The organism is Corynebacterium sp. HMSC077G07 (assembly GCF_001809225.1).
GTDB lineage: Bacteria > Actinomycetota > Actinomycetes > Mycobacteriales > Mycobacteriaceae > Corynebacterium > Corynebacterium jeikeium_D.
Genome location: NZ_KV796545.1, coordinates 75,504 through 84,917, shown reverse-complemented (window position 1 = coordinate 84,917; position 9,414 = coordinate 75,504). Strand labels below are relative to the sequence as shown.

At 58.9% G+C, this 9,414-nt stretch carries 9 protein-coding genes; 2 read left to right on the top strand and 7 right to left on the bottom strand.

Going from position 1 to position 9,414, the window contains the following annotated elements:
* Nucleotides 1-40: 40 nt before the first annotated feature.
* A complete protein-coding gene (locus tag HMPREF2562_RS09480) occupies nt 41-814 on the bottom strand; it encodes an alpha/beta fold hydrolase (protein ID WP_070549908.1) in 774 nt (257 codons plus the stop codon).
* A 52-nt stretch (nt 815-866) separates the two neighbouring features.
* A complete protein-coding gene (locus tag HMPREF2562_RS09475; protein ID WP_050773608.1) occupies nt 867-1,259 on the bottom strand; it encodes a DUF5997 family protein in 393 nt (130 codons plus the stop codon).
* A gap of 40 nt (nt 1,260-1,299) precedes the next feature.
* Between HMPREF2562_RS09475 and HMPREF2562_RS09470 the strand changes: the two genes are divergently transcribed.
* Together HMPREF2562_RS09470 and HMPREF2562_RS09465 are read left to right on the top strand one after the other, a co-directional pair.
* On the top strand, nt 1,300-2,052 hold the full coding sequence (locus tag HMPREF2562_RS09470; RefSeq protein WP_070549907.1) for a type 2 periplasmic-binding domain-containing protein: 753 nt from the start codon (nt 1,300-1,302) through the stop codon (nt 2,050-2,052).
* Nucleotides 2,053-2,116: 64 nt separating this feature from the next.
* The gene (locus tag HMPREF2562_RS09465) at nt 2,117-2,749 is read left to right on the top strand and encodes a GNAT family N-acetyltransferase (protein WP_016423177.1); all 633 of its coding nucleotides are present in this window, start codon (nt 2,117-2,119) and stop codon (nt 2,747-2,749) included.
* A 30-nt stretch (nt 2,750-2,779) separates the two neighbouring features.
* Here the strand turns inward: HMPREF2562_RS09465 and HMPREF2562_RS09460 are convergent, their stop codons facing one another.
* From HMPREF2562_RS09460 to glpX, 5 genes are all read right to left on the bottom strand, one after another.
* Nucleotides 2,780-4,378, bottom strand: a complete 1,599-nt coding sequence (locus HMPREF2562_RS09460) for an MDR family MFS transporter (protein ID WP_070549906.1) — start codon at nt 4,376-4,378, stop codon at nt 2,780-2,782.
* On the bottom strand, nt 4,368-5,063 hold the full coding sequence (locus tag HMPREF2562_RS09455; protein ID WP_049172273.1) for a TetR/AcrR family transcriptional regulator: 696 nt from the start codon (nt 5,061-5,063) through the stop codon (nt 4,368-4,370). Before HMPREF2562_RS09455 ends, HMPREF2562_RS09460 begins: the two co-directional genes overlap by 11 nt.
* A 192-nt stretch (nt 5,064-5,255) precedes the next feature.
* Entirely contained in the window at nt 5,256-6,551 is a 1,296-nt protein-coding gene (locus tag HMPREF2562_RS09450; protein ID WP_239271768.1) for a TIGR01777 family oxidoreductase, read from the bottom strand.
* Nucleotides 6,552-6,778: 227 nt separating this feature from the next.
* The gene (locus tag HMPREF2562_RS09445; RefSeq protein ID WP_016423173.1) at nt 6,779-8,179 is read right to left on the bottom strand and encodes a class II fumarate hydratase; all 1,401 of its coding nucleotides are present in this window, start codon (nt 8,177-8,179) and stop codon (nt 6,779-6,781) included.
* Between the two features lie 163 nt (nt 8,180-8,342).
* On the bottom strand, nt 8,343-9,368 hold the full coding sequence (gene glpX, locus HMPREF2562_RS09440) for a class II fructose-bisphosphatase (protein WP_005510610.1): 1,026 nt from the start codon (nt 9,366-9,368) through the stop codon (nt 8,343-8,345).
* Nucleotides 9,369-9,414 lie beyond the last annotated feature (46 nt).

The window sequence follows — 9,414 nt, the reverse complement described above, 5'->3', positions numbered from 1 at the left end:
ATGCGGACACACTTTTCTTTACTTAACCCGCGATTAGGCGCTAGTCGGCAATCCCATCAATGTGCGCCAGCAGGGCCGAGTTGTAGTACTCCGGGGTTTCCTGGTTGAGCAGGTGCTTGGCCGGCGAAATGACGACCATGGTCGAGCCCGCGATGCCGTCGTGAAGCGAAGTGACGACGTCGAGAGACGTAGAGGTGTCCTGCTTACCGGCGATGACCAGCGTCGGAGCGGTGATCTCGGCGAGGCGCTCGCGGGTGTCGAAGCGAGAGAGTGCTCCGCAGGCGCCGATGTAGCCGTCATCGGGGCAATCTGCGATCATGTCGCGGAAGCGGGCGGGGAGCTCAGGGGTAGTGTCGAAGCACTCGTCGGTAAACCAGTTGCGGACGACAGTGTCCGCGAGCGCGACCGTGCCCTTGTCGCGCACGAGCTCGGCCTTTTCCTGCCAGGCCTCGGGTGTGCCGAATTTCGGCGCCGTCGACGACAGTGTCAGACTGACCACGCGATCGGCGTGTTCTAGTGCGATGGTCTGGGCGATAGCGCCGCCGAGAGATAGTCCCACAAAATGTGCACGGTCAACATCCTCCTCATCGAGGACCTCGATGATGTCGGCGGCCAAGTGGCTCATGTCCCACTCACCCTCGGGGATAGGGGAATCGCCATGGCCGCGGACATCTGGCGTGATGACCTGGTACTTTTCGCTCAAAGCGGCTACCTGGGGCTCCCACATCTCCTGTGTGGTGCCCAGCGAGCCAATCAGGACAACCGTACCGTTGTCCTTGTGGTTGATTGCATGTGCGGTGTAGTCGATGGCCACGGGAGAATCCTCCTTGAAGGTGTCAGCTGTGTCGGCGTGTCAGCTGTGTCGGCTATTTCTCGGCGTTGCGAGCAGCTTCAGCGGCAGCCCGACCAGGGCCGTCGTCCTTCTTGGCCTCTGCCTCAGCGGCTTCCACGCGCTGCTTCGCCATGGACTCACGAGCGGCCTCCAGCCACTCCGGCATCTGCTCGAGCAAATCCTTAATCTCCGCCGTTGTCAGCGGCTTGTCCATGTCGTTCTTCTTCAACGCCGTGATAGTGATGCCCAGCTTGCGGGCAACTTCTGGACGCGGGTGCGGTCCGTTGCGGCGTAGCTCAGCGAGCCATTCCGGCGGATTGGACTGCAGTTCGGCAAACTGCGCGTGCGAAATCTCACCAGTGCGAAATTCCTCGGGTGTGGCCGGGAGGAAAATGCCAAGTTTCTTGGCTGCGGTTAGGGGTTTCATGGGTTCAACGCTAGCCCCCATTCGAGTAACCTTGCGGAGTATGTCGACTCCTGAACCCGCCGTCCTGCGCATCGTGTTCGCCACCGGCACCAGTCCCGAGAAGTGGTTTCGCCGCTTTAGGGATCGGATTCCGGCAACACTGCACACCCACGCCGCCGACGATCCGATGTCCGACCTGGTCGGCGGCGCCGCTGACATGGCGCTGGTTCGGTTAGAGTCCGAAAGCTCGCTGCCCGAGTCGCTCCATCGCATCCGGCTTTACGACGAAGCCTGGGGCGTGGCCTTCGAGAAAGAGCACGTGTTCTCCCTCACAGAGTCCGTGCCGGAGGAGCTGTTGGCGGACGAAACTGTGCTGCTGACCTCCGTGGATGCGGATGAGCTGCGACAGATGCTGCCCGTTGCGGCCACTGGTGCAGGTGTCGTGGTGGGACCTCGCACGATTTTGAAGGCGCTGTCGAAGAAGGCGGTGGCCTCATCGAACTTGGTGGCCGAGGAAGGCGCCACGGAACCGCTGTCTCGGACAGCTATTTGGTTGGTGTGGCCGAAAGTAGAGGACGACGAGCTCCGGCAGGAGTTCGTCGGCATTGTCCAGGGGCGCAGGGAGGGCTCGACACGCACGCAGTTGGGGCGCAAGAAGGCTGACGAGCAGCCGAAGAAGTTGTCGGCCAGAGAAAAGACGCTTGCTAAGCAAGCCCGCCGGCAGCGCGCTGGGGCCGTCGTAAAGCATGCGCGCAGTGGCCGTAGCGGGCGTCGAAGCAGCGGTGGAAGCGGTCGACCGCGCAGGCGAAAGTAATCTTTTTACAATATTTTTGCCGTTTCGTTCGACGTGCGCGGAAAAATTAGCCACACTTGTAGTTATGGCTGAAAAGAAGCGCGATTTCACGATTCGAATGATGCGTGAAGAGGACTATCCACAGATCCAAGAGATCTACGAGATTGGCCTGGATACGGGGCACGCGTCCTGGGAGCACTCCGCTCCCGAGTGGGACGAATTCATCGCACTCAAACGAGTGGATTTGTGTTACGTCGCCGTCGACGCAGAAAACCCGGACAAGATTCTGGCTTGGGCATCGGCAGCGCCGGTATCCAAGCGCCCGATTTTCAATGGCGTCATCGAAGACTCCATCTACGTCCATCCTGACGGGCAGGGCATGGGGCTGGCGGCGACGCTGCTGCAGAAGCTTATCGACGATGCCACGGAGCTCGACTGCTGGTCGATTCACTCGTGGGTCTTCCCGGAGAATGTGGGATCGTTAAAGCTGCATCGAAAGCTCGGCTTCCGTGAAGTGGGGATTTACCACCACATGGCAAAGATGACCTACGGCCCAATGGCGGGGCAGTGGCGCGATGTCATTATTTTGGAAAAGCTCCTGGAAAAGCCAGAGGAGCGCGCACTGAAGCGCGTCCAGGAAGAAGCAGAAGCCGCCGGTGAGCCGAACCGTCCGATTCTGGACAAGCTCGACCGCGCCGACGGCCAGGTGGGGGCATAGCTGCCGGGAGCCGCGGCTCCCGCGAATTAATTATTCGACGGTTTCCTTCAACGGATCCTCGCGAACAAAGAACACAATGATTGCTGCCAGAATAATCACTGGCATTAGTACCAAGAAGATCGGCGTCAAACCATCGTTGTAGCTGGAGATCAGCGCTTCGTGGATTGGCGCCGGCATGCTATCTAGGACGTGCGGCGTCAGTGAACCAATCGACTTAGAGGAAAAGCCCTCCGGGCCCATCTGCTTTGCGAACTCTGCTGCAGCCTCCGGTGATGCGGCCTTGATCTGTTCGATAGCCGCCGGAACGCGTTCGCCTGCCAGGTCCTTCATGCTGTGGATGAAAATCGAACCCACAATGGAGGAACCGACCGCACCACCAATCTGGCGGAAGAAGTTATTCGCAGCGGTAGCGGTACCGACCATCGCGACCGGGAAGGAGTTCTGCACGATGAGAACCAGAACCTGCATGCCGGTGCCCAGGCCGAAGCCCATGATGAACAGGTACACACCAACCTGCCACAGCGGGGTGGTGGTCTCCAGCGTGGACAGCAAGTAGAGGGAGACAGCCATAATCATCAGGCCGACGAAGGGGTAGAAGCGATACTTACCAGTCCGCGAAATAATCTGGCCAACGCCAATTGAGGTGAGCAGCATGCCGACCATCATCGGCGTCATCATCAAACCTGCAGCGGTCGGTGACATTGAGTGCACCATCTGCAGGTAGGTCGGAATATAGGCCATAGTGCCGAACATCGCGATACCCAGAATGAGACCCGACACAGTCGTGAGCACGAAGTTCCGGTTATTAAACAAGTGCGTCGGAATCAGTGGGTTGGAAACGCGAGTCTCGGTGAGGAAGAACAGCACCCAGGAAACGACAGAGGCAACGATAAGCGAGATGATGACCCCGGAGTTCCAGTCGTACTGTGTACCGCCCCACGTGGTGGTGAGAATTAGCGTCGAGGCAGCGGCAGTCAAGAACATCGTGCCGATGTAGTCGAAGTTTCCTTCACTCTGGCGTCGGGGCAGCTTCAGGAAGGCTGCAGCTGCCGATAGTGCAACCACGCCCATCGGGACGTTGATCCACAGGCCCCAGCGCCAGCCCGGGCCGTCGGTGAACCAGCCTCCCAGCACTGGTCCCAGCACGGAACTCAGGCCGAACACAGCACCCATGATGCCCATGTACTTACCGCGCTGGCGTGCGGGAATAACCTCGGCCAGGATGGCCTGTGAGGAAACCATCAATGTACCGCCAGCAAATCCCTGAAAAGCGCGGGCGGCGATGAGCAGGCTCATGGAGTTGGTGATTGCACCCATGACGGAACCGACCATGAACAGCGCGATGCCCATCATGAACAGGCCCTTGCGCCCAATCATGTCACCGAGCTTGCCGACAATCGGCATTGCCACAGTCTGTGCCAACAGGAATGCAGAAATAACCCACGACATGTGGTCAACTCCGCCGAGCTCGCCGACGATGGTCGGCAGGGCGGTGGCGAAAATCATCTGCCCCAGCGAGCTCATCAGCATAGTGAGAATGAGCGCGAAGAAAATGATTCCCAAGTGGGACTTGTTGTCAGAAACCGTGGTGTCGGTTTGATCTTGAGCAGTGGTGTTGCTAGCTGTCACTATTCCTCCTCCAGAAATTTTTAACGACGTCGGCGGCGTCGTGAAGCGGTGTATCTGTTGTGAATTCGTCCCGATGAGCCGATGAGTACAGCACGCATTCGCGGACGAAACCGACCGACAGTGCTACCTCGTGCCCGACGGGCAGCTCGGGGTGCGTGCGCGACTGTGGATTCATCTCGAAATAGCGCTCAAAGGCAGAACGGACGCGGCGCATTGAGTTGCCAAAATTCGAAATGACAACCGTCGATAGCTTTGGCTCATTGCGCAAAATCTCGCGGATACGCTCCTTGAGCAGACGGTGAAACTCTTCGGTTGCCCCCAGCTCTTTATATCGGAGTAGCTGGGATTGCTGCTTTTTCTCGATGAAATCGAGCATGTCCGCGATGGGGTCTTGGTGAATTTGGGCGAGGAATACCTCTTCATCGTCAGCATCGAATGACATGATGCCGTTGCCGAAGATGGCTTGATCCTTGGAGTCGAAGTAATTGAAGAATGTGCGTCGACTGATATTGACCCGCTGACAGATGTCTTCGATGTTGACTTGGTCGTATCCGCGATCCAACACAAGGGCGGTCGCGGCATCGGCCAAAGCGCAGTGTGTTTGAAACCTTTTGAGCTCCCGGAGACCGCACTCGGGGTGTTGGCCCGGATCCAATCTGTGATAGGTATTCTCATCAATTTGCACGAGGTGCAAAGTTACACCGAGTGCAATGTGATGGCAAGTTGATGAGTCAACAGGTGTTTAAGTACCTATGCAGAGAGCATCTTTGGGTTGTTCAGGATGCCGTGGACTCAGGCGCAGGGGTCGGGTTGTTGATAGTCGCAACGCGCCATTCAATTACACAACCTTCGTGTTTTGTGTAGGCACGGTGGAAGGCTACCTCTCCATCAATAGCTCGTGGCGCAGGGCGTCGTTAAGCGAAGTGAAGCGGAACCTGTGCCCCGCCTTTTGCAGCGCTGCTGCCTCTACTCTCTGATTCGCGAGAGCCAACTCCGCAGCACCGCGTTTGCCCAGCAGTACTGCAGGCCCCAGTGAAGGAATCGGAACCGCCGTCGGGCGGTGCAAGACCTCTCCCAATACCCTCGTGAACTCCGCATTATTCACTCCGAAAGCCAGTGGCACCACCGCATTGACAGGTCCGGCAAGGCCGGAATCTGCCAACGACCGGTGATAGATGTCCAACAGGTCGTCCAAAGCAATCCACGGGAACCACTGCTCGCCCGACCCCAATCTTCCTCCAAGTCCGGTGAACACCACGCCCGCTAGTAGCGGCAAGAGTCCGCCGCCACCAGCAAGCACGAGACCAGTACGGACGTTTACGACCCGCTTGCCTGCATCGCGAGCGGGATCCCATGCATTTTCCCAATCGCGCACGATAGCCGAGAGACTGTCCGCGGCGGCGCTGCCGTCGTAACGCTGCGCTTCCGCGCCAGGGCCAGCGTCCTCGGTGAGCACCTCTGGGCCACGATCCGCACCGTAGAACCCCACCGCCGACGCTCCAACCGCGACCTTCACGCTGTCAGTAGATGCAACGAGCTTTGCCAGAGCTCGCGTTGGTTCGACACGGGAATGGCGAACCTTTCGAAGATGCGCCTCCGTGAAGCGCCCCGCAATCGGTGCGCCGGCCAGATGGATGACCGCGTCGACTCCCTCCAGCAAGTCAGCTGCGGGTGCCGCAGTATCCCAATATCGCTTGTCCACACCCGTCTGTTCACGTGAGCGCACCAGCAAAATCACCTCATGTCCGGCCGTGGTCAGTAGCGCGCGCAGCTGCGTTCCGACGGTCCCCGTAGCTCCACTGATCGCCACTGTCAGCGGCTCCGGCACATGCCCCAAATACTCCGAAAGCCTATCGACGGCCGCAAGGTCGCCAGCAACCTTCGTAGCACGGTAGGCGAACATCGAATCCAACCCGGGTACCGGAACCTTGGTGTCAACGGTGTCCTCTAAAACCGTGCCAGCGCTGCCGTCGTCAAGCGGAGTATCGGAGAGAACGTGGGTGTGCTTCCACCCCGTGATGCGGCGAAAGGGCTCGCTGGTGACTTCGTCAATGAATCTCTGGCCGGGGAGGAAACCGGCCGGGTCGTGACGTGCAATCCATTTGAGGCCAGCCGGCATGGAGAATACGGTCGTGCCGTCGGCGAGGTTGGCGGATTCGGATTTCGGTGACATCGGGAGAAGCCCCGGTGTTAGGCGGGTGACAGCGCCTGGGCGGGAGAACCACTCGGCGACGCAACGGCGAGGAAATGCGATGGTGTGGCGATAGGTGGGAATAGTTAGTCACTCTCTGAAACTTGTCCGACGTTAAGGAAAAATAGTAGACCCCGAAGTCTTTCAGCGAAGTGAGACTACGGGGTCTTATGCGTAAGGTGCTCTCACACCTTCGAGTTCAGAAAGAACTAGTCACGATCAGTGTTGGCCATTGCCAGCACGTCGAGGCGCTTGTCCAGCTCTTCCTCGGTCAGCTTCTCGCCGTCGACGAAGCCCATGTCGATAACAGTCTGACGGATGGTCTTACCTTCCTTCAGAGCAGTCTTAGCGACCTTAGCTGCGTTCTCGTAGCCGATGGCGGAGTTCAGCGGGGTCACAATCGACGGGGAGGACTCAGCCAGAGTCTTCATACGCTCAACGTTCGGCTCGATGCCGTCCACCAGCTTCTCGGCGAAGACGCGTGCGGTGTTCGCCAGCAGCTTAGCGGACTCCAGCACGTTACGTGCCATGACCGGGATGAAGACGTTCAGCTCGAATGCGCCGTTAGCGCCAGCAAACTCAACAGCGGTGTCGTTGCCCAGAACCTGCGCTGCGACCTGGGTGGCAGTCTCGCACAGAACCGGGTTGACCTTACCCGGCATGATGGAGGAACCCGGCTGCAGATCCGGCAGGTGAATCTCAGCAAGGCCGGTCAGCGGGCCGGAGCCCATCCAGCGAATGTCGTTAGCGATCTTGTTCAGGGAGACTGCGACGGTGCGCATAGCGCCGGAGAATTCGACCAGGGCATCGCGGTTAGCCTGAGCCTCGAAGTGGTTCTGAGCCTCGCGCAGCTCCTTGATGCCGGTCAGTTCGACGAGCTCAGCGGTGACCTTGGCACCGAAGTCCGCCGGGGTGTTCAGGCCGGTGCCAACAGCGGTACCACCGATTGGCAGCTCGCCCAGACGCGGCAGGGTGGCCTCGATGCGCTCAATGCCAGCCTCAATCTGGCGGGCGTAACCGGAGAACTCCTGACCCAGGGTCACCGGGACAGCGTCCATCAGGTGAGTGCGGCCGGACTTAACAACGGTCTCCCATTCCTTGGCCTTCTTAGCCAGGGACTCCTGCAGAACCTTCAGTCCCGGGACGAGGTCCTTGACAGCTGCCTCGGTTGCTGCGACGTGAGTGGCAGTCGGGAAGGTGTCGTTGGAAGACTGACCCATGTTGACGTGGTCATTCGGGTGAACCTCAACGCCGTTGGCCTTTGCGATGGACGCAATGACTTCGTTGGTGTTCATGTTGGAAGAAGTGCCCGAACCGGTCTGGAAGACGTCAATCGGGAACTCAGCATCGTGCTTGCCTTCGGCAATTTCCTTGGCAGCGGCGACGATGGCATCTGCCTGCTCAGCAGACAGCAGGCCGCGCTCCTTGTTGACGATGGCGCAAGCTGCCTTCAGCAGACCCATAGCGCGAATCTGTGCAGACTCCAGCGGACGGCCGGAAATCGGGAAGTTCTCAACTGCACGCTGAGTCTGTGCGCGCCACAGGGCGTTAACCGGAACCTTAACCTCGCCCATGGTGTCGTGCTCGATGCGGAACTGCTGCTCTGTCATTCGTTGCCTCTTTCAGTTAGGGGAACTTGAGTGCGCGCAGAACGGCCCCTCATTGCGCATGCAATTTTCATGCGATGCAGAACCGTTAGCGCATTCATCTTCAAGTATGAATCAGTTTGTTAAAAAAGTGGTGCCCTGAGGGCACCACTAAAGGGGTAGTTACTTACAGATCGATGTCAGGCATCTCGCCCTTGCCGTAGTCGATGCTGGCGTACTTGCGCAGCTTCTCCAGGGAGTGGAAAGCCTCGATGCGGCGGATGGTGCCGGACTTGGAGCGCATAACCAGCGAGCGGGTCCACGCGCCGTTACCGCGGTAAGCGACACCGCGCAGCATGTCGCCGTTGGTGACACCAGTGGCAACGAAGTAGCAGTTGTCGGATGCGACCAGGTCATCGGTGGTCAGAACACGAGAAAGATCGTGCCCAGCGTCGAGAGCCTTCTTAATTTCAGCCTCATCGCGCGGGTGCAGTTTGCCCTGGATCTCGCCGCCCATACACTTCATGGCGCATGCGGTGATGACACCTTCTGGGGTGCCGCCGACGCCCATCATGATATCGACCGAGTTCGTGTTCTGAGCTGCGGCAACAGCGCCAGCAACGTCACCATCGCCAATCAGTCGAACCTTGGCGCCAGCTTCGCGGATGTCACGAATCATGTCAGCGTGGCGCGGGCGATCCAGCACGACAACAGTGACATCTTCCGGACGCAGCCCCTTGGCCTTAGCAACGACCTTGATGTTGTGCTCAACTGGAGCCTCGATGTCAATCTTGCCGGCAGCCTCCGGGCCAACAGCAATCTTATCCATGTAGAACACAGCCGACGGGTCGTACATGGAGCCGCGGTCTGCAGCAGCAAGAACAGCGATAGAGTTCGGGCGGCCCTCTGCCATCAGAGTCGTGCCGTCAATCGGGTCAACCGCGATGTCAACGGCCGGACCTTGGCCGTTGCCGACCTTTTCGCCGTTGAACAGCATCGGGGCTTCGTCCTTTTCGCCCTCGCCAATAACAACGACACCGTTCATAGCCACGGTGTTGATGAGCTGACGCATGGCATCGACGGCAGCGCCGTCGCCCTTTTCCTTCTGACCACGACCGACCCACTGACCAGCTGCCAGTGCAGCGGACTCAGTAACTCGGACGAGCTCCATCGCAAGGTTGCGATCTGGTGCTTCAGGATTCGAGGCGTTCATTGACTTCTGGCCCTTCCGTGGTTTTTTAGAACTCTTTTGAGGTTTG